This window comes from Nostoc sp. C117 (assembly GCF_043099735.1).
GTDB lineage: Bacteria > Cyanobacteriota > Cyanobacteriia > Cyanobacteriales > Nostocaceae > Nostoc.
The window spans coordinates 1,888,760-1,914,024 of the sequence record NZ_CP170991.1 but is presented as its reverse complement, the minus strand read 5'-3'; the positions used below and the strand labels follow the sequence as shown (position 1 = coordinate 1,914,024).

At 41.4% G+C, this 25,265-nt stretch carries 18 protein-coding genes and 1 pseudogene; 10 read left to right on the top strand and 9 right to left on the bottom strand.

Annotation, left to right across the window (positions count from 1 at the left end; genetic code table 11):
• Positions 1–36: 36 nt before the first annotated feature.
• A complete protein-coding gene (locus tag ACFG4S_RS08970; RefSeq protein ID WP_392534464.1) occupies positions 37–2,475 on the top strand; it encodes an ATP-binding protein in 2,439 nt (812 codons plus the stop codon).
• A complete protein-coding gene (locus ACFG4S_RS08965) occupies positions 2,472–3,767 on the top strand; it encodes a response regulator (RefSeq protein ID WP_392534463.1) in 1,296 nt (431 codons plus the stop codon). The genes ACFG4S_RS08970 and ACFG4S_RS08965 overlap by 4 nt, the downstream gene beginning before the upstream one ends.
• 334 nt (positions 3,768–4,101) lie before the next feature.
• Here the strand turns inward: ACFG4S_RS08965 and ACFG4S_RS08960 are convergent, their stop codons facing one another.
• Positions 4,102–4,395, bottom strand: coding sequence for a strawberry notch C-terminal domain-containing protein (locus ACFG4S_RS08960; protein WP_392534462.1), 294 nt, complete (start codon positions 4,393–4,395; stop codon positions 4,102–4,104).
• On the bottom strand, positions 4,382–4,531 hold the full coding sequence (locus ACFG4S_RS08955; RefSeq protein ID WP_392534461.1) for a hypothetical protein: 150 nt from the start codon (positions 4,529–4,531) through the stop codon (positions 4,382–4,384). The genes ACFG4S_RS08960 and ACFG4S_RS08955 overlap by 14 nt, the downstream gene beginning before the upstream one ends.
• A 148-nt stretch (positions 4,532–4,679) precedes the next feature.
• On the opposite strand from ACFG4S_RS08955, the gene ACFG4S_RS08950 reads away from it, so the two are divergent.
• Entirely contained in the window at positions 4,680–5,102 is a 423-nt protein-coding gene (locus ACFG4S_RS08950; protein ID WP_392534460.1) for a hypothetical protein, read from the top strand.
• A gap of 61 nt (positions 5,103–5,163) precedes the next feature.
• Here the strand turns inward: ACFG4S_RS08950 and ACFG4S_RS08945 are convergent, their stop codons facing one another.
• The 4 genes from ACFG4S_RS08945 to ACFG4S_RS08930 all read right to left on the bottom strand — a co-directional run bounded on the left by ACFG4S_RS08945 (position 5,164) and on the right by ACFG4S_RS08930 (position 11,440).
• Complete coding sequence (locus tag ACFG4S_RS08945; protein WP_392534459.1) at positions 5,164–6,351, bottom strand: NAD(P)/FAD-dependent oxidoreductase; 1,188 nt, start codon at positions 6,349–6,351, stop codon at positions 5,164–5,166.
• Positions 6,352–6,450: 99 nt separating this feature from the next.
• A complete protein-coding gene (locus tag ACFG4S_RS08940; RefSeq protein ID WP_392534458.1) occupies positions 6,451–8,574 on the bottom strand; it encodes a ferritin-like domain-containing protein in 2,124 nt (707 codons plus the stop codon).
• A complete protein-coding gene (locus ACFG4S_RS08935) occupies positions 8,571–9,971 on the bottom strand; it encodes a radical SAM protein (RefSeq protein ID WP_392534457.1) in 1,401 nt (466 codons plus the stop codon). Before ACFG4S_RS08935 ends, ACFG4S_RS08940 begins: the two co-directional genes overlap by 4 nt.
• On the bottom strand, positions 9,968–11,440 hold the full coding sequence (locus tag ACFG4S_RS08930) for a hypothetical protein (RefSeq protein WP_392534456.1): 1,473 nt from the start codon (positions 11,438–11,440) through the stop codon (positions 9,968–9,970). Before ACFG4S_RS08930 ends, ACFG4S_RS08935 begins: the two co-directional genes overlap by 4 nt.
• Before the next feature lie 853 nt (positions 11,441–12,293).
• On the opposite strand from ACFG4S_RS08930, the gene ACFG4S_RS08925 reads away from it, so the two are divergent.
• Positions 12,294–13,190 (top strand): SDR family oxidoreductase, encoded by an 897-nt coding sequence (locus tag ACFG4S_RS08925; protein WP_392534455.1) that lies wholly within the window; start codon positions 12,294–12,296, stop codon positions 13,188–13,190.
• A gap of 717 nt (positions 13,191–13,907) precedes the next feature.
• Here ACFG4S_RS08925 and ACFG4S_RS08920 read toward each other — a convergent pair.
• Together ACFG4S_RS08920 and ACFG4S_RS08915 are read right to left on the bottom strand one after the other, a co-directional pair.
• Positions 13,908–14,985 (bottom strand): annotated as a pseudogene (locus tag ACFG4S_RS08920) (IS1634 family transposase).
• Positions 14,986–15,617: 632 nt separating this feature from the next.
• Entirely contained in the window at positions 15,618–17,258 is a 1,641-nt protein-coding gene (locus ACFG4S_RS08915) for an ATP-binding protein (protein ID WP_392534454.1), read from the bottom strand.
• Between the two features lie 77 nt (positions 17,259–17,335).
• On the opposite strand from ACFG4S_RS08915, the gene ACFG4S_RS08910 reads away from it, so the two are divergent.
• Positions 17,336–17,533, top strand: coding sequence for a DUF5996 family protein (locus ACFG4S_RS08910; protein ID WP_392534453.1), 198 nt, complete (start codon positions 17,336–17,338; stop codon positions 17,531–17,533).
• A 151-nt stretch (positions 17,534–17,684) separates the two neighbouring features.
• Here the strand turns inward: ACFG4S_RS08910 and ACFG4S_RS08905 are convergent, their stop codons facing one another.
• Complete coding sequence (locus tag ACFG4S_RS08905; RefSeq protein WP_392534452.1) at positions 17,685–18,707, bottom strand: HNH endonuclease; 1,023 nt, start codon at positions 18,705–18,707, stop codon at positions 17,685–17,687.
• Positions 18,708–19,068: 361 nt separating this feature from the next.
• Here ACFG4S_RS08905 and ACFG4S_RS08900 point away from each other — a divergent pair, with 361 nt between their 5' ends.
• The 5 genes from ACFG4S_RS08900 to ACFG4S_RS08880 all read left to right on the top strand — a co-directional run bounded on the left by ACFG4S_RS08900 (position 19,069) and on the right by ACFG4S_RS08880 (position 25,248).
• A complete protein-coding gene (locus ACFG4S_RS08900) occupies positions 19,069–19,932 on the top strand; it encodes a DUF6671 family protein (RefSeq protein ID WP_392534451.1) in 864 nt (287 codons plus the stop codon).
• Positions 19,933–20,468: 536 nt separating this feature from the next.
• Complete coding sequence (locus tag ACFG4S_RS08895; RefSeq protein WP_392534450.1) at positions 20,469–21,119, top strand: hypothetical protein; 651 nt, start codon at positions 20,469–20,471, stop codon at positions 21,117–21,119.
• A 408-nt stretch (positions 21,120–21,527) separates the two neighbouring features.
• Positions 21,528–23,471 (top strand): tetratricopeptide repeat protein, encoded by a 1,944-nt coding sequence (locus ACFG4S_RS08890; RefSeq protein ID WP_392534449.1) that lies wholly within the window; start codon positions 21,528–21,530, stop codon positions 23,469–23,471.
• Between the two features lie 161 nt (positions 23,472–23,632).
• Complete coding sequence (locus ACFG4S_RS08885) at positions 23,633–24,349, top strand: hypothetical protein (RefSeq protein WP_392534448.1); 717 nt, start codon at positions 23,633–23,635, stop codon at positions 24,347–24,349.
• Positions 24,346–25,248 (top strand): DUF1822 family protein, encoded by a 903-nt coding sequence (locus ACFG4S_RS08880; RefSeq protein WP_392534447.1) that lies wholly within the window; start codon positions 24,346–24,348, stop codon positions 25,246–25,248. The genes ACFG4S_RS08885 and ACFG4S_RS08880 overlap by 4 nt, the downstream gene beginning before the upstream one ends.
• Positions 25,249–25,265 lie beyond the last annotated feature (17 nt).

Genomic DNA, 25,265 nt, shown 5'->3' with positions numbered 1-25,265 from the left:
TCTGCTTACCGAACCATGTGATTAAGGAGCTAACCCTTGATACCAGAAAACTCCAGCCTATCAGTATCTGACAGAGGAAATCATCCCTCGCAAAATTTACTGATTCGATTTATTATTGGCGGCACTACTCTTGTAGTCAGCATCTCTGCTTATTTCAGCTATCAAGCTGCTAGAAATCTGATGCTCAAAGATTTAAGACATAGTGCTTTTTTAGAGGTACAGAGAGGGGTTGCTGAAATTGAGGAGTGGTTACACGTTCGCCAAGCAGAGGTACAAACCCTGGCGAATACTTCAACTGTACGCTCCTTAAACTGGTCTGTGGCAGAACCCTATTTAAAGGCACAAGTTAAGCGGATCAATGATGAATTTTTCTTTTTCCAAATAGCTACTCCAGATGGTTCATTTTCCAATACAAAAGTTGGTCGAGCAAATAAAAATATTCAGGATCGAGACTATTTTCAAAAAGCAATTGCAGGAAATAGCAACATTTCCGATCCCTTCATTAGCCGTTCTACAGGAATTCCTTTAATAGCGATCGCCACCCCGATCTCGTCAAATTCTGTTCGCAGTAGTTCACCAATCGGCGTCTTTCAAGGCAATGTGAGAGTCGATCGCATTGCAGAGGTAGTCAATTCGCTGCGTTACGGCGCGAATAGCTATGCTTTTGCTCTCAATTCCCAAGGACAGGCGATTGTTCACCCTAACTCGGCGTTAATGTCAACTGTAGAAAAACCTGCACCCAGTCTGCTGAAAATGGGCGATCGCAATTTAAAGGCGATCGCCCACCACATGGTAAACAAACAACAGGGAATTGAGTTGATGGAAATTGACGGCACTCAAAAGTATGTAGCTTATCTGCCGTTGACACAAGCTAATTGGTCTGTGGCTTTGGTGATTCCCCGCCAAAATATCGAATCTCGATTGCAATTCCTCGATTTAATTGCCTTAATTGTTGGTGGACTGACAGTCACCATGATTACTGTGTTGTGGCAAGTACAAGCATTTGAACAAACTCAACTGAAAAAGTCTAAAGCAGCAGCTGATACAGCCAACCATGCTAAAAGCGAATTTTTAGCCAACATGAGTCATGAACTGCGAACGCCGTTGAATGGCATTCTCGGTTGTGCCCAAATTTTGCTACGTTCCCCAGCTTTAGCTGAACAACAACAATATCATGTCAGTATTATTGAACAATGCGGCTCTCATCTGCTGACTTTAATTAATGACATTTTGGATCTCTCCAAAATTGAAGCGAAAAAGCTAGAACTGCATCCCCACGATCTGCATTTCCCCTCTTTTTTACAAGGAATTGTCGAAATCTGCCAGATTCGGGTAAAACAAAAGGGCATTTTGTTTGTCTATGAACCTGCAATTAATTTGCCTACAGCAATTCATGTTGATGTCAAAAGATTACGTCAGGTACTATTGAATCTGCTGGGAAATGCGATCAAATTTACGGATGCAGGTCAAGTTACTTTCAATGTTGAAGTAATCGAGCGACCTCCCAGCGATGGAAAGACACTGAAACATTGCCTTCGCTTTACTGTAAAAGACACGGGAATTGGTATAAGTCCCACAGAATTGAGCCAAATTTTTTTGCCATTTGAACAAGTAGGAGAGAAAAAGCGCCAAGCTGAAGGTACTGGGCTAGGTTTAGCTATTACTCGACAGTTAGTACAGATGATGGGTAGCGAGATCCATCTTAAGAGTCAGATTGGCCAGGGGAGTAGCTTCTGGTTTGAATTGGAGATTCCCGAAGCGACAGACTGGGTAGAGTCTGCAATGGCTGCATCAGAGAAACAAATCATTGGCTTTGAGGGTAGCCCTTACACTATCTTGATGGTTGACGATCGCTGGGAGAATCGCACAGTGATTACAAACCTACTGCAACCACTGGGTTTTAATGTCGTTGAAGCCAGTAATGGTCAAGAAGGTTTAGAAAAAGCGATCGCCCTCAAGCCAGACTTGATCGTTACAGATTTGCTAATGCCAGAAATGGACGGGTTTGAATTAATTCAACACCTGCGCCACACTCCAGAAATTCAGGATGTCAAAATTATCGTCTCTTCGGCTAGTGTCTTTGAAGCCGATCAACATCGCAGTCTGCAAGCCGGAGGTAACCACTTCCTCAGCAAACCTGTACAAGCAGATGAATTATTCCATCAATTAAAAAGCCTCTTAAATTTGGTATGGATTTACAAGCAGTCTCAGCCTGATGTACAAAAAGTTCGAGAATCAAAGACAGCGAATAGTCAATCTAGTCAATTAATTCCTCCTTCCCCCAAAGTGTTACAGGAACTAGTCACTCTAGCTAGTAAAGGTAATTTCAATGCCATTCTTAAGTGGGCGGATCAATTGGAACAAACAGATACAACTTTTGCACCATTTGCTAACGAACTACGGCAACTAGCAAGGCAATTTGATGAAGATTTAATCCTCAATTTCTTGACTCAATATGCGGTGGAAAGACTATGAAAACTACTATTGGATATCAAAAAGATTCTATCAATTACCCTTGTTCTAGGGGAATTATTTTAGTCGTTGACGATAACCCTACTAATTTACAAGTTTTATCCAGCTTTCTGGATCGGTCTAGCTTTGAAGTTTGGGCAGCACGCAGTGGAGAAAAAGCCCTTCAACGATTAGAAAATGATGATTTACCTGATTTAATCTTGCTGGATATAATGATGCCCGGTATCGATGGTTTTGAAACCTGTAAACAGCTAAAAAGCAATCCTCGTGTCCAAGATATTCCGGTCATTTTTATGACAGCCCTCTCCGAAACTGCTGATAAAATCAAAGGTTTACAATTAGGAGCTGTAGACTACATTACCAAACCTTTTCAGCATGAAGAAGTCTTAGTACGGATCGAAAATCATCTCAAGCTGAGAAATTTGACGAAAACCTTAATCGCTAAAAATGCCGAATTACAACAGACTCAAACTCAACTGATTCAAGCAGAAAAGGTAGCAACTTTAGGTCAACTTACAGCAGGAATTGCTCATGAAGTTAATAATCCCATCAATTTTATAGCTGGTAATTTAAGTTTTGTGGAACAGTATGTACAGGAGATAGTTAATTTACTGAATCTCTATCAAAAATATCTGCCCGAACCACCAGATGAAATTAAAAACGCAATTCAAAAAAGCGAAATCAACTTTTTGCTGGATGATTTATCTAAAATTATTCAATCTATGCAAGTCGGGACAAATCGCGTTACAGAAATTGTGTCATATTTGAATAACTTTTCCCGACACAGGGAAGCTGGCAAGAAACTAGCTAACTTGCATGAAGGGTTAGAAAGTACATTACTCATTCTCGGACACCGATTGAAACAAAATACTCATCACCCAGGCATAAAAGTCATCAAAGAATATGGAAATTTGCCACTTGTGGAGTGTTTTCCTGGTGAAATAAATCAAGTTTTTATGAATTTAATTTGTAATGCGATCGATGCAATCGAAGAAACACATAAAAGTAAAGATGTTGATAAATTGCATCAACATCCTGGTATGATTAAAATTAAAACTGAGGTAATTGGAGAGCAAGTTATTTTAAGAATTGCTGACAATGGCTCAGGTATAAATAAAGGAGATGAAACAAAAATATTTGATGCCTTTTACACAACAAAACCCGTCGGTAAAGGAACAGGGCTTGGTCTATCTATTGCTTACCAAATTGTGGCTAATAATCATCATGGCAAGCTCACATACTATTCCCAACCAGGTAAAGGTATGGAGTTTATTATTAAACTACCTGTCCATTAAATTAAAATTTGCAAACTAATTGAATAATAATTCAGAAGTCAGATTGTAATCAGTTGGTTACCAATACAGTTTACATAAGTAAGTCGTAGAGAAAATTTATAAGTATGTAACAAACAATTAAGCAGAAGAGTTAGAGTTAAATCTTACACGCTGTGTACTGTAGTTTCCTTTTTCTCCTCTTGTTTGAATTCTATCAATGACAGCATAAGCAATGGTAGTACTCATCCTCAACTTTCAATATAGAAATAGTTTGTTATGCTACCAGTGGCAGTATGAGTGTACACGATTTCCTGGTTCTCAACAGTAAACCGTTCTGCTCGAAGTGTTTCCACCCCTATCTCATAGATTGCTGCTTCAAGAGTAGTTCAAACCTCTGGAAAATGACGTTTTGCATATCAATTCGTACAGCCAGTAGTCGGTTAAAGAATTGACGCAGGGGTGGGAGATCGATTTTCATACCGCCTTCGTGGAAAGTGAGGCTCAGTCCTGTCATTTGCTCAAAAGTCCCTAGTGGAACTTCATAACGCAATTCAAGGACTTGGGCGATCGCACCGCTATATTTACCCCAATTTGTTCTCGACCTGGGTTTATGTAAAATAGACTCCTTGGGAGGATTAGCGATCGCCAATGCGATTTACCGCCAATGGACTCAGGCCTGGAACAGTTAGATTCCTATTTGGCAAGGTTGCGGGTAAATTTTGGTTGGTTAATGATTTTCGATTTACTTGCCAAAGCTTTGCCCATAGAGGAGCGATTAACAACATAAATGACAACTACAAAAAATGGGCGTTCTTTGATTATTGTTCGGGCATAGTGTGAGAAAAAATCCTATTTTGCTACTCAGTAATCATGTTATCAATAACACTATTTAGGGAACACTAGCCTTAAATCCAATAAAGGACGTTGTTGGTGATGAGAGTCCTAGCCTTTCTATTTATATTAATAAGTGGGTTATTAACTCCAGGGATGATGCTAACGGCGATACTCCTTTGGAGTGGCTGTGCCAACGCCCAAGTAACATCTGATGGTACTACCAACACTATTGTTAACCAAAATGGTAATAATTTTAATATTATTAAAACCATCGAAACCAATCGCTTGCGGTTAGCCAATGGCGCTTGGATTCAGTCCTCAACATCTGGCAACAACTCTATCACAGGAGACATTACCATCCACGCTACCGATTTGGATATGGTAGGAGACGAAACATCTTTTTCTTTGGGCATTGTGAATACGATTGGCACGTTCATCACCTTTGGAAACAACAATCAGAGTGGACGGGTTGCTGTCGATGCTCAACGGATTCGCCTGCTCGATGGCGATCGCATTACTTGAGTAGATGCTTGATAATCTGGCTATGATTGAATGAAAAGTACTGAGCGACAAATTCACCCCTTCACCCAATATGCAACTCAAAATCAATCAACCGATAGTTCAACACATTAACAGCCTGGTGTTCTAGCTGAGTCAATAGAGTCTCAGCAATATCAATCATCTGATTTATTTCAGCTTGCCATGCTAAATTTGTGCTAAACACTTCTCGATAAAACTGGATACACCCTCGCAAATGAGAAATGAATGAATGAGTTAATCTAGTTTGATAATGATTTAATGCAGATATATCAGGAATGCGATCGCTCAAAATTGCATCAATTACCGCTCCTGCCAATATTGCACTGCGTAATGCAAAAGGCGTACCTTCTCCACTTACAGGATCGATCTTAATCGCAGGTTCGCCCACCATCAGCCAACCTAAACCGCAGAGAGGCCATTCCAAGTGGGGGGCAGAAAAAAAACAATTTACCTTTTGCAAATCGTTGACAAACGTGCTGATTGTAGTGCTTTGATACAAACATTCTAATAACGCCCGTCGAGGATTGGCTGGAGTTATCGGCAAACATGCCTGAAGCATAGCGCCAGAGCCAGTGACTGGAGCATAAAATAACCAACCATCAGCCAGCGACTCCATATAACAGGTATATGCAGATTTGGGCGTGTCTTGTACCTCAGCGGTGACTATGACTCGTTGACCACCAACCAAAGATTGGGAACTTTCCGACAAAGCGATGGCTACGTCCGCCGTTGGCGTACCACTTAAGAGCGGGACGCTGCGCGAACGTGGAAGCAAGCTACGCGAAGCGTTTTGCAGACAAGGCTCTCCAAGAGTTGGCATTGCACCTTGTTTGCGTTTGGTATAGACTGTCCAAGCATATTTCTGGGATATTTGTTGAGCAGTCAATTGACTAGCATCAATCATACGCGTGTGCTGCATGACCTTGGACTCTCGTAGTAACTCTAGTAAAGAGTGGGATCTAATCGCCAATGCAGGCTGTTCTACCTGCACTGGCTGTGTGCCCCAACACACCCAACGATGAGTCAGACGTTGACTGTCAATACCCAAATTCACATCCGGGAAAAGCTCGGCAAGCAATGTTTCGCTAACATCGTTGAGTACTAATGAAGGCCCGTAAAAGTTAGATTTTGTTGGGTAACATAGCAAATCGCAATGATAACCCAGCTTAGTTAAAACTGCGACCACAGCATAAGCACTCAAACTATCGCCAACAACAGCCACACGAGTCACGTCGCTTCGCTCCGAATTCAAAATTCAAAATTCAAAATTAACATGCTTCCTGCTTCCTTCTTCACATCATCGTTGTTAGGGAACAAACTTCAGACTGGCTCATTGAAATGTGGTTTCGGAAATAGCATTATCAAAATGGGCAAGCACTTCATCAATGCTTTCATTGTGGGCTTTCTGCAAAACTTTAGAGAGAATCGGCTCTTTCAACACCTTTGATTCAGTCAATGGTGCTTTTTGGGCAAATTGAGCGATCGCAGGGCTTTGCAATACTCCTGATTCCAGCAATTGTTTTTTGGCTGTATTTAACAAAGTTTGGGCAATCTCCTGCGATGTAACGGGAGGATCGCTTTCCCACCATTTAGGAATGGTAAACAGTGGTGTCAGTCCCTTTTCTGCTAGCTGAAAATTGATTGCGTTCAGCTTAAACATCAAAGAAATCGCTTTGCGTAGCGATGCACCACTAATTTTTTCATCTTGCATAGCAAACGCCAACTTCAAAAACACTATCAACGTTAAATATACAGCGTCACTTTGTTTTTGCAGGATGAAGCCTTCGCTGCCGAATTCTTCAACATGGGGAACACCATAGAGATTACTGTTAGGTAATTCCGGGTTGGGTTGATTGCTTAATTGACTCCACTGACCGCCGCGAATATATTTTGGCAAATCACCACGACCCGCATTGTCATAGAAAGCCAAATTCTGCTGGGCGGTACTGAAACGCACATAGTGTCCTTCACCCTCATCAATGATCAGCTTAATGATTTCCACCGCCCGACGTTGCGTTTCTGGGTCTAACTCTTCTGGTGAAAGCTGTTGCAACGAGGTCTGAATCCCAACGTACATTCCATCCAACCCAGTTGAGGTAGAGCGACTAGGTTCTTCTACATCGATAAACCACTGCAACTGAGTACTGGTAAGACTTTGCAAATAGAAGGGTACTTCAAACCTGCGTCCAATCTTAGCAGCGCGTTTGACAGTCGTTTTGACTCCCAGTAACTTTAATACTTGGTTGACCCAGTGCAAATGGCGCATTTCATCAATAGCGATATTGAAAACCTCATTAGCTCCTTTCCAAATGCGGAATGTTTTCAAATCTGGCTCTGGCGGCTCCTCTGCTGGAGCATTTACAGAATAGTAGGCGTAGAGATATTGCACCGCTAGGGCGTGTTCTACTGTAGCTAAATAAGCTAGTTCCTTTTTAATTTCTTCTAGAGTTAGAATTCGTCCTTTCGGGGGAATAGGAGGTTTGTAGGATTCGCCATATTCCCGACCATTCACCACTGGGCGCAGTTGCTCCCAATCGACCATCATTTCTGCATAGTCGATTTCCCGGAGGCGACGAGCTTCGTAACTGTTAGCAATATCTTCGGTTTGTGGTTCTATATTCGAGTTCTTACGCTGGAAGTTGAGATATTGGTATTTACCATCTTCACTGCTATTGACATCAGGCTTATTAGATGCCCAATAAAAACATTGGCAATCCCGGAAATCATAAGTCCAGGGGGTACACAGGGTACGTGTCAGTTCACCTGGTTTGTAAACATCCGGGTCAATGACACCTTGATTGCTCAAGTAAACTGAGCGGTCTGTAATCAAGACGGCAAATTTCAATTTACCATTTGGATCTCGTTCTACATGGCTATTGTTATTGTTCCAAGAGCTATCTAATTGAGCTTTCGCAGCATTCAAACTATCACCTGTCGCTGGCGGTTTCGGCCCGATCGCCACGGCAGTTTTTCCCGCAAACAGCGCATTAACTTTGCGCCAGATATATAAGCCGCCTAGGTCTTTAATATTCGTAGTGTTATCAGTATCAACGAACTCAATAGCTGGCGGATTCGTGGCATCCTCATCAGCAGCAGTTTTCCCCTTGAGAATCCACAAAAACAACTCATCTTGGAGATCGCTTTCTTTCAATCCTAAGTTAATCCACTGGGCGGCGCGATCGCTGGGAGTTAATTCAACAAGTCGAGCGCCATCACCCGGATAAACTTCAAAATACAAACCGGGGAAGAAGTACTTATGTAGATTTCGGGCATCCATTTCTAACCCCGGATAGCAATTGTCTACAGCATCTTCTGGGCGGGTAGTGGTTGGGTTCCCCGGAACAATGTAAGCGGCTCGTGCGGTTAGGTTACGCGGAAAAATCTTCCATTCTTTTGGATCTTGGGGTGAGAATTCATTGGGTCGCCACGGGTTATTATTTTTGGTGATTTTCATATTTTTCCAGTTAAATTTGTAATTCCGTTTGCAAAGTAGATTTCGGGAGTCACAAAATACTCAGGAGTGTAAGTAGACAATTCGGCATAAGCTGCCAAACAGAATTCCAGCCAGCCGCGAATGTAATCGCAGCCAATTCGCCCACGTTTGCTGACTTCGTGGTAACAACCTCCTCCACAGAGGTAACGCGCCCAACAATCACTACATGGTTTGATAGAGTTGACATGATTGCGCTGTAATAGCTGCTCTCGAGCCGCAAAGTCTGAGCCTTGTTGGACCGACCCCATAGCCCACTCCTCATCTCCTACCAATCGATGGCAAGCATAAAGTTCGCCTTGGGCATTCACGCTCAAATAACCTGCACCCGCACCACAGGGGTAAGGACGATGGCTACCACGATGAATTTCATTGAGTGCCGTTTCAAAGTTGGTAAAAGGAAAACGCTTACCCTGCAAGAGGTGTTGTTTACATACCTCACCACATTCGATCATGTGCTGCAAAAATAGCTCGAACTCTTCAGTCCCAAAGGCATACTCTGCATTGGGTGACACCAGCACCGGCGCAAATCCCGCATCATCAACACCCAAGGACAGCACATGTTGCAAAATTGGCAGTAAGCGTCCGCTTTGGGGCGTGACTGTCATCCGAGCCGACAAATGACCGGGACGCTGAACTGACATGACTTCTAAGCCACGTAAAACCGCTTCGTAACTTCCGCGACCGTTGACTGTTGGGCGCAATTGGTCATTGAGAAATTGCGGCCCATCGAGGCTAACAGACACATTAAATCGGTACTCGGAGAATAAGGCTGCATCTTCCTCTGTAACCAAGGTGCCGTTTGTAGTCAGAGAAAACCGGACTCTATGCCGGGTTTCTTGGCCGCGCTGGCTGGCATAACGGGTAATATGGTGGATTAATTGGCGGTTTAACAGAGGTTCTCCCCCCATAAACCCGACAACTAAATCTACACCTGGCTCGGCCTCGGCGATTAGACGGTCTACGGCTTGCTGGGCAATGTCCTGGGGCATGAATTGTGTTTTGCTGCCAAACTTGCCTTCGTCAGCATAACAATACTTACAACCAAGATTACAGCTTTGGGCGACGTTCAACGATAAGGAACGCAGAGGAGGCGGTTCGAGGGGATTATCATCAATGGCAGGATAACCACTTGGCATCACAAAGCTTTGACGAAAGTCGGCGATTTCCTGCTCATTCACTGAGTCGTCTACCACTAGCAATTGAGCGATGCGCTGGGCGGTGGACTCGTCGAGATCGAATACTCGTGAAGCGTCTACCACCAGCAAGTGTTTTGCAACAGCGCTCTCAAACAGATGAAAGTCGCGGGATAAATTGTCTACTTCCGACGATATGGATGACTGTGGCGATAGAGGATTCATGATGAACTATCTTCTTCTTGAGATGTTCCTTGGCCGTTTTGCAATACTTCTAACCATTCCTTCATCAAGTAGTACTGACGTTGGGAAATGGACATCGGTGTGGAATCTGAACCTCGCATCAAGGCGGGCATTTGTTTGTCGTATGATTTCGGTTCGTCGGTGGGTTTGCGAATCCATTGTTCAAACACTTCTGGACGTTGTCCCATACGTTGCTTGAACACTTCGTAAGCCAGAAAACGTACATGATTCATCCGACCTAATTCGGTCAAGGGTAATGGATGCCCTGGGCGTGGGGGTACGGGGTCGAAAGGGAAAGGAGCGTCTGTACCTGAATCACTTGGGTTATTGGCTAACTGCGATCGCAAGTTTTGCTGATCCAAATTAGAAGCTTCCATTGTCTCGCGGACTCGTTGCATCAAATCAGCGATTTCCGCTTCTGTTTCCGACCAGTTTTCCCCCTTGATAAATGCTTGATGCAAAACTTCGTCTCGCTTGACTAAATCACTCAAACCATCAGCAATGGAGACAAATGGCCGACGGTCTGGTTGGAAATCTTGCGGACAACATGTGTAACGAGCATAAGCAGTGAGTTTACCTGTGGCGACACTTGCTCCTGTGACTGTCACTCTAATCAAACCGTCATTGGAATCATCCAAAAATCCCAAGCTAGTGTTATCCGGCTCTTGAGCATACAGACCACCAGGATTGGTACGCGGATCTTGATTATCCTCTGGCCCTGGATTCCAGTGAGGCCATGCAGCATTGGGATTGAGACAGCAGTTAATTTGTCGCAAAAATGCCTCTTGGTCTTGAATCAGTGGGATCAATTGGGTTAAGTTGCGATCGCTACTATTGCTAGGAGCATAAATCAATCCCTGCGGTGGGGTAATTCGCAAACGCAACTCAGGCCAACTTGGATTAGGGCGAATTACCTGCACATGGCCTAATGGAACATCCACGCCAGGGGGAATCAGAGGATTTTCTGCCCCTTCAGGACTGTGACCCAATATCGGGTGTAAAAGATGATCTGTACCGGGAATTTCGATCGCAGCTTCAACTAGATCCCCATCTGCTAAGGTGTAGTGATATGCTTTGCGATTGGCTGCTTCCACGTGCCACACTACATCATTGAGACTCAATTTAGCTGCTTGCAATTCATTCAGTCCTATGGGACCTTCATGCCCGTCTGACCAACGTCCATGTAACTCAAAAAAAGGACAAACCGGACGCCACTTACCTTTATCTTTGAAGCGAATTTCTTCTGGCAAATAAGCAGAAATATTGCCATTGGGATCGATATTAAACGTCAGTGCAGGTTTGATGACTGTTTCAGCTGTACCTCGAGGCGAGTAATCATTCTCCGCCCAATGGAAATTCTCCATTGGGTATGGGGATTGTCCAAACCGAGCAAAGGCTAAGGGGGGACAAATCCAAATTTCTTCAAGAATTAACTGATCTTGAGAAGACATAAAGAATGTTTTGTTATGTATTATTAAATACTCTCTAGACAAACTCTAGAATATTTAGTGTCTTATAAGCACATACTTGAAGGTTAAACTTTACATATATTTACATAGCTAGATTTATTTTTGCTTACCTAGCTGGAATTGGGGTATTCGACAAAACATTTAAGAGTCAACAGGTGAGATTTCTTACTCAGCAATGCCAGCCCTGCCTTAACTCACTGATTCTCAATAGACCTCTTGCAAAAGTGCTTTTTGCAAGAGGTGGGTTTGGGGAAAAGGTTAAAGGGGAAGGTGGGGTCCCCTCTAGGGATAAGGGGCGGGGGAAAATACAAAAGCTAAAAGTTGGGATAATTTTTCTGATGCTATCTTTAAATTCGTTTATCAAACCCCAAACTGCCTGATAAATGAGCAAAAACATAAACTTATTCAAGTGAAAAACCTATCACCTATACTGGTATTTCATCTTGGCAGTTTCCCGATGACTATAAGCCTACGGCATAGCTTCTCTACGAGACGCTACTCGGGTTCGCTTACCGCAGAGCGAGTAAAAATTCAAATAGTGATGAAGATGGGCTTGGTGTTCACGTAATTCACGAGCTTTTTGTTCACGAACCTGCTGTTCATGGAATTGACGCTCACGGATTAGTTTAGTGTTATTAAAAGCAATAGTATTAGTATTTAAATGTTCATTGCGAAAATTCACTTTCAAAGCATTAGCATGAGTTGAAAGAGCAGCAGCCCGCGCCTAAGTCTTACATACTCTGGAAGATTATTCTGCTCAAAGGGTGAGGAATCGTTCTCCTCAATGCTTGATACTTGAGTCTTGAATTGCAAAAACTATCAAAACAACTAAGTGATGAAAGACGATCGATTAGAGATGCAAGACCCCCGGCAGCAATATCCCGCTCCGCCCTTTCCTCAACAACCGCAGCCCGTACCAGGACTTGCTCAAAAGATGCAGCCCCAACCGGATCACGGTGAGCAGAGCTACATTGGATGTGGAAAGCTTGCAGGTCGGAAGGCATTGGTCACCGGAGCCGATTCTGGTATCGGGCGTGCTGTTGCGATCGCATTTGCGCGGGAAGGTGCTGATGTGGCGATCGGCTATCTTAAGAGCGAAGAGGCTGATGCTCAAGAGGTGATCCAATTGATTGAACAATCAGGACGCAAAGCGGTTGGGCTTCCGGGTGACATCACCGACGAGCATTTTTGCCAAAAGCTGGTGACAGATGCAGTGCAATCTTTGAACGGTTTAGATATTCTCGTGAACAATGCTGGCGCACAGACATCTTACCCATCAATTAGCGATATCACGACTGAGCATTTCGATAAAGTGATGAAGACAAACCTCTACGCGCTATTTTGGATTACCAAAGCTGCCATTCCACATCTTTTGCCCGGAGCATCAATTATTAACACCACTTCGATTCAGGCATATCAACCTTCAGCGAGTCTGCTTGACTATGCGATGACCAAAGCCGGCATTGAGAATTTCACCAAATCTCTCGCCAAACAGATGATCCACAAGGGAGTGCGCGTTAATGCAGTCGCACCCGGTCCATTCTGGACACCGCTACAGCCTAGTGGTGGTCAGACCCAAGACAAAATCGAGAAATTTGGTTCTGAAGTTCCGCTCGGAAGACCCGGACAACCTGTAGAAATTGCTCCTGTGTATGTGTTGCTTGCTTCCCAAGAAGGCAGCTACATCACTGGAGAAGTTTATGGTGTAACAGGTGGCATCGGGATTGCCTAATTCAAAAGACATCTTGCAAAAGTAACAAATGCCAAAATATTAGGGTGCATGTTTGTATGTTAAAGGGGAAGGGAAAATTCCATACCTTTCAATACTTGTCGGTTAAGGGGAAAGGGGAAAGAAAAAACCTTTAACCTTTACCCAATAACTTTTCCCAAAACCCAATTCCTAGTTAAAAATGCACAAAGCGTGCAGTATTGCCATACCTTTACCCCTTCCCTATTTCTCTTTTCCCCACAAATGCCAAGAATTCTAAAATGTTGAAATGACTCTAGAAGAACTTTTATAAGAGTCACTGATCTTGAACATGGGGAAAACGTTCAGATTAATTCTGGTTAGTTAACTGCGATCGCCACCGACTTATGGCGGGTACGCCATCGCAAAGCATTTTTAAAAGCTGAGACCTTTACTTTATCGTTGAGTAGTGACTTGATGATTAGCAGAGCGTACACTAAGCTGGCTTAACCCAGAGGATATTTACAACCCATATTCCGCACTTCAAATTGAAGTATAAAAAGATTACGAGGAAGAGAAAAGCCAAAAATTAGGATAGTTAAGAACTAGAGTACAGAATGAATCTAACGCATGAAGATAAATGAGCAAATATAAAAAATTTGACCCATAAAATAGGTTATGCAAGGACGCTGATTTTGAAGAGCAATGATTGTTCCTCCAGATGTTGATAAATTTTGATTCAATCTGAAAACAGTGTTTAGCTTAAGAAAGTAGATAATACTTTTGACAAGATGATGGTAAACAATTCAAAATATAATAGCGTTCTGAGGTTAAATTAATCACTTGATTAATCCCATTTAAAGTCAAAAAGTGAATTCCTTGGAAACATTGAAAGACCCATCTTAAGGTAGGGGAAATTGTTAATTTTCCTAGTTGATTTTTGATGCCGACTTTGAGTCTTTTTAAGCTATTTCTCAGTTCCCTTTGACCAAGATTATAAACTAACAGACACAAAGACATTAAAAATAACATCGTCTCAATGCGCTCAGGGTTTTCTACAAAAAAACTATCTGCAAAAAATAAAGGGTCTTTCAGAAATCTAAATCCTCTTTCACAAGACTGTTGATTTTTATAAGTTGTAATAATTTCTGAGGGTGTTAACTTTTCGTCATCAACTAAATTCGTCGCTAAAATAAATCTTCCGGCTGATTTTCTGAGGATTTCTATCTCTTCTAGTTTTTCATGAATCTCTGCTGAGATTTTATAAACAGTTTTCTTCTGTTTTGACTGACTTTCAAAAAGTTGGAGTTCTTTAATTTCAAAGAGTTTCAGCTTTTTATTGATGACTTTTAGTTTATATCTGGCTGTCTCCGGAGTTTCAAAATCTTCTCTTTTTAATTCTTGTAGTAGTTTTTCAACGTTAACTTTTTCTTTCTTGAGCCTTTGCTCTAGCTTCTCTAAATCACTGGACTTTCTTTTTTGGCTTTCTACTATCAGCCAAGTTTGTTTAATCCCACCATAATTTACTATTTCTTCTTTCCACTGGTATTCATCTAAAGTTTGGGCCACCCCTTTCTCTCTTGATTGTGTGTTTCTCTCTTCTATCTCTACCAATTGCACTAAGTCTCGTGCTTTTTTTATGGTCATTGGCACTCTACTTATCCATTCCTAATCCATTGATTAAAATTGCTTTCACCAGTGTTCCTGCTGTTATCTTTTCACGAGGGTCTATTCCTAATTGGGAATTAATTATTTCAACTATTCCTATTTCATCAATTAACCCAGCTACTATTCCTAAATGGTCAATATTTTTAATTTGAGCATTTTCGATTGGAGACATTTTTTACCCTCAAATGTTTTTGAGTTTATATGAATTGTCTCACTTGGATTGAACCAATGTCTATTTAGTTTTAGACAAAGCTTGAAATCAATTTCTTCTCAGCAATGTAAGCCTCACCGTCTGGGAGCATCTCAGTTTTGCAAATGCACCCTAAATCGACCCCCCTTAGTCCCCCCTTAGTAAGGGGGGAAACAAGATATTTGCTCCCTCTCCTTACTAAGGAGAGGGTTGGGGTGAGGTTGAAAAAGCTTTCTACAAAAGTGAGATGCTCCCTCACCGTCTTCGTCACACAGGTTTATTTCTGCGAGTTTATTAAAGATTTACATATCTTATTATTTACTTGTATTCGGAAATCATTACTTAGGCTTTTATACTACATTTTGAAGTGCGGAATGTGGGTTACAACCATTTCAACGGTAATCTGATTGATTTTGATGCTTAATTAATCCGCCAGGTAAAGGGTCAACGGTTCGTTCAGATGAGTTTAAGCGACTGTTTAATGAACTGGTAGAGGCGAGTCTGTCCTTATTTATTGCAAGTCGCATAACGCTGATATGGGTTATTCATCCCAAGCTTGACAGAGCGACATTTTTATTTTTTGCAGTAGTGTTTTGCCACTAAAAAGACACTAGTTATTTAACTGGGATATTATTGTGAGCTTCTGGTATCTTTGCTTGTACAGGTTTAATTTGTTGAATGGGAATCTCGATTATGAATTTAGTTCCCGCTCCTGGAGATGAAATACAGCTTAAATTTCCCTGATGTTTTTCTGTGATAATTTGATAGCTAATTGACATTCCTAAACCAGTTCCTTTACCTACTGGTTTGGTCGTAAAAAAAGGGTCAAATAGACGCTGCTGAACTTCTTGCGACATTCCAGACCCATTGTCAGCAATCTCAATCGCAACCCAATCTAAGTTGAGTACAAGAGTGCGGATAACGATTTGTAGGTTATCTTTTTGATTAATAACAGACAAATTTTCTAAAGCATCGATAGCATTAGTGAGGATATTTATCAACACCTGGTTAAGTTGACCTGCATAACATTCTACTAAAGGCAATTGACCGTACTCTTTAATAATTTCAATTGACGGATAGTCGGATTTATCTTTGAGACGGTTTTGCAAAATCAATAGTGTACTTTCAATACCACTGTGGATATCCACAGTTTTCATTTCAGCTTCATCTAGTCGAGAGAAGTTCCGCAGGGATAGTACAATATTACGAATGCGATCGCTTCCCATTTTCATGGAATCGAGCAATTTTTTTAGGTCTTCAGTAATAAACTCTAACTCGTTCGCTGCTATGGCTGACTGAATTACTGGTGGAGGGTCAGGATATTCTTGTTGGTAAAGTTGTAGTATTTTTAGTAATTGTTGAACATATTCTTCAGCATGAGTAACATTACCATTGATAAAGCTAATAGGGTTGTTAATTTCATGAGCCACTCCAGCCACTAGTTGTCCTAAAGAAGACATCTTCTCAGTTTGGATTAGTTGCGCTTGCGTCTTTTTTAATTGTTTTAGTGCTTCAGTGAGTTGTTGATTTTTTTCGGTTAATTCCTTCTCGCGCTGTCGCAAGGCTACCTCTGCCTTTTTCACAGCAGTAATATCTAAACCCATTTCCACAACCATTGGTTCACCGTTCATATTCTTGAACGGATAATCATAAATCTGATACACATTACCTGTTTTGCTATCAACCCATTCCCAAAGTTGCGGAACATTAGTTTCAAAGACGCGAAAGGTAGGACAGACTGGACAAGGTTGCTTCAGCCCAGCGATCGCCTCATAACAACGTTTCCCTGTGGGGTCTCCAAATACCTCCTGGAAGCGTTGGTTATAAAATCCTACGCCATAATCATTGGGTTGGAGATAAAGGAAAGCAGGTAGCTGATTCAATAGGTTATAGAGGCTTTGGCGTTCAGTTGAGAGTGCTTCTATTTGACGCAACTGCTGGTTGATATCTTTCCCTATTGCATAGATGAATCCCTGTTCGCTAGTAGAAATACTCCAAGATAACCACCGATAACTGCCATCTTTGTGAAGATAACGGTTATCCCAGTGCAAATTTTGCAGTGGTTCGGTTGGTAGCTGATTGATTGCAATATCTTCTGGATGTACTAATTCTAACCAAGGATGCCCAATTAAGTTTTCTGGTTTCCATCCCAATACCTTTTCCCATGCAGGATTGACTTGCTGGTAGCAACCATCCCTTGAGATGATACAGAATAGATCAGTTGAAAGGTTGAAGAAATCTTCTAGATTAAACACACTAATCTTGTTATCTAAATTTTGTCTTTAAGGTAACTAAGTATATCCACTAGTTACAACGTTAAGATTACTGAATAATGATAAATACAGTGAAGATTAAACTAAAGCATAAATTATCAAACCTAAAATCTATCCTGCCTTACGAAGCAGTACGCCAGGCTAACGACTCAGATGCAATGGTACTTACGTTTTTACAAACTACATACAAAGCAGCAGCCAATTTAGCACAATGGGACCGTGCTGCATTAGACTACGCTCCAGTGCTGAAAAGCTAATTTCAAACAATCTTTATCAGTAAATCTGTTGAAAATTCAATACGGCTTCTAATAACACCTGCTGCGATCGCATTAAAGTGTCTGTAGTCAGCCCAAATAAGAGTAGCCTTGAAGATGAAGCCAGCACTCATGGTAAAGTTGATCGCAGATTTCAAGCAGGCGCAGATCCACTAAGCGCATTTCTGTAAGCATCAGCAGTTTCTGTGCCAAAACCACCAGCTTGAGCATGACGGAGTAGCGATTGTACTATCGGCACCGCAATACTCATGCCAAATAAGGCATTGAAACCTGCAATAACGACTGGTGCAGATAATACAACTGTAAATTCTGGAAATAAGGCTAATACAGCCACTAAGATCAGAAAAACAATTGGTGTAGCAATGCCTGCTGCCTTTGCAGCTTCTACAATTAAATTTTTATACTCTTCAACAGTAATGTCGCCCCGATAAAGATCCAAGGAGTATGAAATCGCTGTAACTATAACTTGGGTAAGAATAGCGGTTCCTGTAGCAGTGATCCCCAGCCTAGCAATTGTTCCAGAATTGCTGACAATAGAATCTACGGCATTGTAAACCCGAATATAAAACTGCTCCCCAACAGTCATAACCTTGGCACCACGACGCAGATTATCAACACCCACTTCCCACACAATGTTGTCAGCACCATTTGGGCCACCTTGGGAGCGTGGAATGATATGGCTACCATGTTTATCGCTCAAGAATTGACGGATGGTTCTTTCGTTACCTCCCAGCTTTGATGTACCAGGAATTTTCTCAAAAAGCTTTACCACATCTGTATCAGAACGAGGTAAATCCCCAGTTCTCAGACCAGCACGATACCTCAATCTATATGCAATCTTGGGCATCTCTAGGGCTAGTTCCGCAGCTGTCTTAGGCAAGTTTTGTAATGCCTCAGCTATAGCTACACTCGAAGTTGTCACACCAATAGCAGTGCTTTCTAATGCTTTACCCACATTTTGTAAAGTTTGAAAACCCTGCTGTGCTGTTGCAGGTAAATCAGTAACTGCATTAATACTTGAGGTAGTAATCTCTACAGTAGTATTTTTGATTCCATCAACTACTTCTTCTATCCCCTTTGCTGTATTAGTTGCTGCTTCTTGCGCTTTATCTTTGAGCGTATCCGCCAAATTTCGTGCTTGGTTGATGAAATACATGTTTTAGTGAACTGTTGTTTTGACGATTTTGTATTTAGTTCAGCTTCTCCTCTCAAAGCTAAAAACTACATCAGCATTAATCATGAACTTCCAGGGTAATATTTAAAGAGATAGTAAGGAATTTATAAATTTAGGTTGTGCTAGTTTAGAAATTGAACTATGAAGCTAGTGTAGGCTGTTTTTTCATTCAGGAAGCCCTAATTAGGGGGCTTTGGGTTTGATGAACTTGAGGGTCATACGTCGCTGCCAGCGCGCTTGCGCTCAAGAAGCTCACGCTGGTTTGCGCCGATAAAATCAGAATGATCGGCCGTTTTAGAATTACGATAAAGCTATAAACTTAATTAATAGGGATTAGCACAGAATGCATGACCAGCAATTATTTAATGATCGTCTCGCTGTGTTGGCGACCATGCACCAAAAAGAAAAGGTAATTGCTCCACTATTAGAACAAGAGTTAGGCATCAAAGTTATAGTACCACAGGATTTTAATACTGATATTTTTGGCACATTTACTAGAGAGGTAAAACGTCCAGGAACACAAATTGCCGCAGCTAAATTCAAAGCAGAGAAAGCCTTAGAATTAACAGGAGAAAATTTAGCGATCGCCAGCGAAGGGAGTTTTACACCTCATCCATTAGTTCCTTACATTTACTGTAATAGAGAAATAGTTCTTTTTTTGGATAAAATTAATAATTTAGAAATTATTGGTCAGGAAATTTCTACAGATACTAACTTTAATCATCAAATTATAACAAGTTTAGATGAAGCATATATTTTTGCTAAGAAAGTTGGTTTTCCAGAACATGGATTAGTTGTCTGGTTTGAAAACTTAGAGAATAGATGTAATGAGATAACTAAAGGTATTACAAAAGAAATAGATTTGATAACATCAGTAAATTTTGCATTGCATAATTCCCCAAATAGTCAGGTAAATATTGAGACAGATATGCGGGCAATGTATAATCCCACTCGGATGAAAAATATTGCAAAAGCTACCCATAATTTACTCAATAAAATTAGCAATTGTTGCCCGAAATGTAATATCCCTGGTTTTGAAATAGCTGAAATAATTCAGGGATTACCCTGTGAATTTTGTCAGCTCCCAACCACCTTACCACTGACTGCAATTTATCAATGTAAAAAATGTGGTTTTAATCAAGAGAAACTATTTCCCAATGGTATGGAATTTGCGAATCCAGCCGAATGTATGTACTGTAATCCGTAGGGTGTCTCTACACGGAGAGGATTTGGGGGATTGGTCAAATATCCGTATTTTGAACCACAAGATGATACCACCATTTGTTTAACTTTCACCTTGTTTAGATATGCTTCTAACTCCGATTCTAGTTTTTCGTAAAGTGCTTGCACGATAATTGCGTGTACTGCAACCGATTCAGTAGTTCCAACAATCCCTTGATTTTTCTGTTGATCCCGATTATCAAGAATCCTACTTACAAGTCTATTAGCAGCACCTAATTTAAAAGCATTTCTAAAAGTGCGATTGCCTTGGGCAAGTTTTGCCAGTCGTTCAATAGTTTCTTCAAGATACTCAAACTGAATCCGAGTCGCCTTGAGGAGAGTTTCAGTACTTCCCGTGAAAAGTCAGATGGAGCAAGAGTTATAAAGAATTATAACTTTGTTTTAAATAAAATACTTACAGAATAAGGCTTTCAAGGATTTGGAACCAGGTTTTCCATAAAAATAACCGAATAACCCTAAAAAGATTGTATTGTTATTATTTATTACATCAACACCGTCGCTATGAAAAATCTGTTGCCATTGTTATTAAGTGTTATTTTATTAAGTAGCACATCAGGTTGTAATAAAACTAATACCCAGACTGACAACACTTCTAGTAACAATAAACCTGCGCTCCCTGAAGGCACGTCTAATCAACCAAATAATCAACAAATATCTGTACCTGCTGGAACAAGTTTTGAGACTGTTCTTCAACAAGATATATCTACAAGTAAAAGTCAAAATAATGACCGCTTTGTTTTAGAAATCAAGAATTCCTCAACCGGAGTCAATAAAGTTCTTCAAGAAGGTCAAATACAGGGACACCTGGAAGATGTTGTCAAAGCTGCTAAAGGAAAAAAAGCAAGTTTACATTTAGTTTTTGATGATATTTCACTTAAAAATGGTTCATCTTATCCCATTGACGCAACTTTAGTAAATACCAAGTTAGAAACAAAAACCAAAGGTAAATTTATTCAAAATACAGGAATTATTTTAGGTGGTACAATTGCAGGTCATTTTCTTGGTAATCAAGCTAAGTTCAAGCATGGTGGGCTAGCAGGTGGTGCTGCTGCGGCTGCTTTTGTTTTGTCTAGCCCTGGTGGAGAAGTTGCCCTTAAAAAAGGTACAAATATTAAACTTCAATTGAAATCTGCTATTGGTGCTAGTCAATAGACTTCTTGCAGAAGTCGGGAAAAGGGGAAGGTGGGGTCCCAAGAAGGGGATAAGGGGCGGGGGGAAGGGGGAAAGGTTTTGTATTTTCCCCTTCCCCTTTAACCTTTTCCTTTTTCCCACCTCTTGCAAAAAGCACTTTTGCAAGAGGTCTACTTTTCGGTTAAACCCAATAATCTCTTTTTTGGTCTGGGGAAAGGTTAAAGGGCAATGGGGAAAGGGAAATTCAAACCCTTTCCCTTTCCCCTTTCCCCCAAAACCCGAAAAGTATTGGCTCAACGTTGAGTCTCAAAAAGCCAACGTCGAGATCAAATCAAGGTTACACGTAAAAATTACCTAGAAAACATTTCATAAATCCTGAAATACACCTTGTATATTTAGTAGTTCTTCTGTTGAAAATTAAATCTTGTAATGAACCTGCAAAACAAACCTAAAATTCCTCGAAGCTTGAATCGGGATATCATAGCTCAATTGAGAGGAGAACAAGAAGCCGATGAGCTATTTAATTGGCTAAAACAAACATCCTTTGTTAACGAACGTACCGATGGCTGGGCTTATCATGATGTCCTCAAAATGCAAATGTTACGCCACAAGGGTCTTTCATCGCCGCAGGGTTGGGCTGACATACATGGTAAATTTGCAAATTACTACGACACCTTGCGGAATGATCTGCAATTGTCAGAAGAGAAGAAACAGCGCGACCCTAGCTGGCAAAGTCATACTTTAAATGTCTTGTACCACAGGTTATGTCAGTCACCCCAAAGGAGTTTATCTTCAGCTCTCAATGAATTTCTCACTGCACTCAAAAATCAACGTAAATTTGCCCAACAGTGGGCAGAAACAATGCTTCAGGCTGGTAAAGATGTCGATTGTGCCGAAGTTCAGCGTTGGGGTGAGCGACTAGCTAATGGATTAAAAGCCTATGATGAGAACTTATACCAAGTTACATTAGAAATGTTTACCGCAGTCCTACAAAATTCTAGGATTGAAGTAAAAAGGCAACCAATTGCTCTAGCTTGGCGGGGTGAAACTTACCGCCAAATGGAGCGTTACGCAGAAGCCCTAGAAGATTTTGACTGTGCGATTAAGCTTAATCCCAAATCTGACTGGGCAATCGTACTTCGCGGTGAAACTTACCGCCAAATGGAGCGTTACGCAGAAGCCCTAGAAGATTTTGACTGTGCGATTAAACTTAATCCCAAATCTGACTCTGCGCTGGCAGGTCGAGGTGAAACTTATCGCTTAATGGAGCGTTACACAGAAGCTCTAGAAGATTTTGACTGTGCGATTAACCTTAATCCCAAATCTGACTCTGCGCTGGCAGGTCGCGGTGAAACTTACCGCCAAATGGAGCGTTACACAGCAGCTCTAGAAGATTTTGACTGTGCAATTAACCTTAATCCCAAATCTGATTGGGCGATCGCACATCGGGGTATAACTTACTGCCAAATGGAGCGTTACACAGAAGCTCTAGAAGATTTTGACTGTGCGATTAAGCTTAATCCCAAATATGATTGGGCGATCGTACTTCGCGGTGAAACTTACCGCCAAATGGAGCGTTACGCAGAAGCTCTAAAAGATTTTGACTGTGCGATTAAGCTTAATCCCAAATATGACTGGGCGATCGTACATCGGGGTATAACTTACCGCCAAATGGAGCGTTACACAGAAGCTCTAAAAGATTTTGACTGTGCGATTAAGCTTAATCCCAAATATGATTGGGCGATCGTACTTCGCGGTGAAACTTACCGCCAAATGGAGCGTTACACAGAAGCTCTAAAAGATTTTGACTGTGCGATTAAGCTTAATCCCAAATCGGACTGGGCGATCGCACATCGGGGTATAACTTACCGCCAAATGGAGCGTTACACAGAAGCTCTAGAAGATTTTGACTGTGCGATTAAGCTTAATCCCAAATATGACTGGGCGATCGCAAGTCGCAGTCAAACCTACCTGATGCTAAAGCTATATAATGAGGCTCTTACAGATTTAAATTGCGCTATTGATTTAGATTCTAATAATGATTGGTATTTATACAATCGCGCTTTAACTTATTTAGCTCTTAACCAAGTATACAAAGCACAATCTGACCTTGTTATTGCTAGAAAGCGTGCTAAACAGCATTACGAAAAAGATTCTAAAGATTCGCGCAATGCCTTTAATTTAGCCCTTTACTATTTGGCTGCTCAATATACTCAACTAGCAGAGCGGTTCTACCGCTATGTCTTATCTCAAGGTGCTTCCTTAGAAAGTATCCATGCAGCTATTCAAGACCTAAATGACTTTTTAACTATCTTCCCTAATCATGTACAGGCTGTATCCATACGACAGTTGTTGCAGTCTTCTCTAACTTAGCTCATGTAATTTCCAGTATCGATTTGCCCTGGTGACAGCTATGCTAGTTGAGCGCCAACATGGATTTAATCTAACAATACCAATTAAAAATCGGGTAAACTCAAGCTGCAGTCTTTCGGGTAAGTAATTAACAAGCACAGCAGCTTGGGAGAATAATCCTTGTGGATGAACAACTGAAAAAACTGATTGATGAGGTGCGCTGCTATCCAGACTCCAGTCCAGAGAGGCAGAAAGCATTAAATAGACTGCTTATAGTGATTCAACAACTCCCTGGCATTTATAAATCTGGACACCAAGACTATTTAGAAGCCTTAAATCAAACTTGGGAATGGGTAAGTCGAAAGATTTGCGAATTTGAAGCGCGTTCACGAAGTGACTCCGAAGGAGTATCGCCTTCTTTCCAACAAAGCCTAGTAATCTGGATTAATGGCTATCTCAAATGGCGTATAAAAGATTTATACATCCCAGACACTAAATATACCATCAGCTTAGACAGACTTAGCCGTAACGATGAGGGTGACGAAACAACCTTACTCAATATCTTGCCAGATCGTCAGTCAGCAACTATTTCCTTAGATTTGCTGGATCTTAAAATTGCTCAAATCCAGGAAACTGAGCGCCAGTGCCTTGGGAACCGCATCAAGCAATACATTCAGCAAGACGAAGACGGTAGATTAACAGCCAGTCATCCCCGCAAAAATCCCGAATGCCATTGTCACTTATTGGCAATGCGCTTACTTCTGGAAAATCCACCTCATAAAATCGCTGATATTGCTAGAGAGTTAAATATAAGCAATCAAACTCTTTACTCTCACTGGAAGCAAAATTGCCTTCCCTTGTTAAGAGAAATTGGTATGAATTTCGGATATGAGCAATGATTAACACACAACCACATCGTTTAAGCGTCCCTCTACCTCAAAATGCCCACCGTTGGGCTGAAGAATTTGCTGCCCAGCAAGATACTCCCCAAAAGGGCAAACAAGTTTATTTGAATACTTTGGCTGTTTATGCCGTTCACACTTATCTCAAATGGCTAAACGTTGAAACAGCCCTGAATCAAGGCGATAGCTGGCATCGCGGTTTAAGGGCGATTTTTGATGTTGCTGATTTAGTCTTGGCGGGTGTTGGTAAGCTTGAATGCCGTCCAGTGTTACCGAGTGAGGTTGCCATAGTTTTGCCTCCAAGCATGACACAAGAGCGCATTGGTTATGTAGGAGTTCAGTTTAGTCAGCAATTAGATTATGTGGAATTGCTGGGATTTCTTCCAGCAAGGGAGATGACTGAATCACCAACAATACTGCCAATAGCACAATTGCAATCCTTTGATACTCTTTTCGAGATCATACATAGGCGAAGGCTATCAATAAATCTGCGTCAATGGGTTATGGGAGTCTTCCAGTCAGATTGGCAAGCCCCAGAGTTGCTGTTTGCTAACAATTTGAGAAGCAGTAGCACAATTCGCCCCTTAACTAACTCCATTAATCGGGCGAAGGTGATTGATTTGGGAAGGAAAGTGCTGTTATTAGTGCAGTTAACTCCCACAAATAGCGAAGTTTTCGATATTCGGTTGCGGATTTATCCGGGTGATGATGCGATTCATCTACCACCAGATTTACAACTGATTGTCCTTGATGCAGCGGGGAACACTGGTATGGAAGTGCAAGCAAGAAGCACAGATGACTGGATGCAACTAGAATTTAGCTGCCAACACGAAGAAAAATTCAGTGTCAAGATAGTGTTAGGAGAAACAAGTTTGATGCAAGAGTTTGTTGTTTAAGACAAACAAAAGGAGAC

Bases quoted from the DNA above. Each gene is read 5' to 3' on its own strand.
- ACFG4S_RS08965 (WP_392534463.1), top strand. From the start codon at position 2,472: ATGAAAACTACTATTGGATATCAAAAAGATTCTATCAATTACCCTTGT.
- ACFG4S_RS08955 (WP_392534461.1), bottom strand. From the start codon at position 4,531: ATGTTGTTAATCGCTCCTCTATGGGCAAAGCTTTGGCAAGTAAATCGA.
- ACFG4S_RS08950 (WP_392534460.1), top strand. From the start codon at position 4,680: ATGAGAGTCCTAGCCTTTCTATTTATATTAATAAGTGGGTTATTAACT.
- ACFG4S_RS08940 (WP_392534458.1), bottom strand. From the start codon at position 8,574: ATGAAAATCACCAAAAATAATAACCCGTGGCGACCCAATGAATTCTCA.
- ACFG4S_RS08935 (WP_392534457.1), bottom strand. From the start codon at position 9,971: ATGAATCCTCTATCGCCACAGTCATCCATATCGTCGGAAGTAGACAAT.
- ACFG4S_RS08930 (WP_392534456.1), bottom strand. From the start codon at position 11,440: ATGTCTTCTCAAGATCAGTTAATTCTTGAAGAAATTTGGATTTGTCCC.
- ACFG4S_RS08925 (WP_392534455.1), top strand. From the start codon at position 12,294: ATGAAAGACGATCGATTAGAGATGCAAGACCCCCGGCAGCAATATCCC.
- ACFG4S_RS08910 (WP_392534453.1), top strand. From the start codon at position 17,336: ATGATAAATACAGTGAAGATTAAACTAAAGCATAAATTATCAAACCTA.
- ACFG4S_RS08905 (WP_392534452.1), bottom strand. From the start codon at position 18,707: ATGTATTTCATCAACCAAGCACGAAATTTGGCGGATACGCTCAAAGAT.
- ACFG4S_RS08900 (WP_392534451.1), top strand. From the start codon at position 19,069: ATGCATGACCAGCAATTATTTAATGATCGTCTCGCTGTGTTGGCGACC.
- ACFG4S_RS08895 (WP_392534450.1), top strand. From the start codon at position 20,469: ATGAAAAATCTGTTGCCATTGTTATTAAGTGTTATTTTATTAAGTAGC.
- ACFG4S_RS08890 (WP_392534449.1), top strand. From the start codon at position 21,528: ATGAACCTGCAAAACAAACCTAAAATTCCTCGAAGCTTGAATCGGGAT.
- ACFG4S_RS08880 (WP_392534447.1), top strand. From the start codon at position 24,346: ATGATTAACACACAACCACATCGTTTAAGCGTCCCTCTACCTCAAAAT.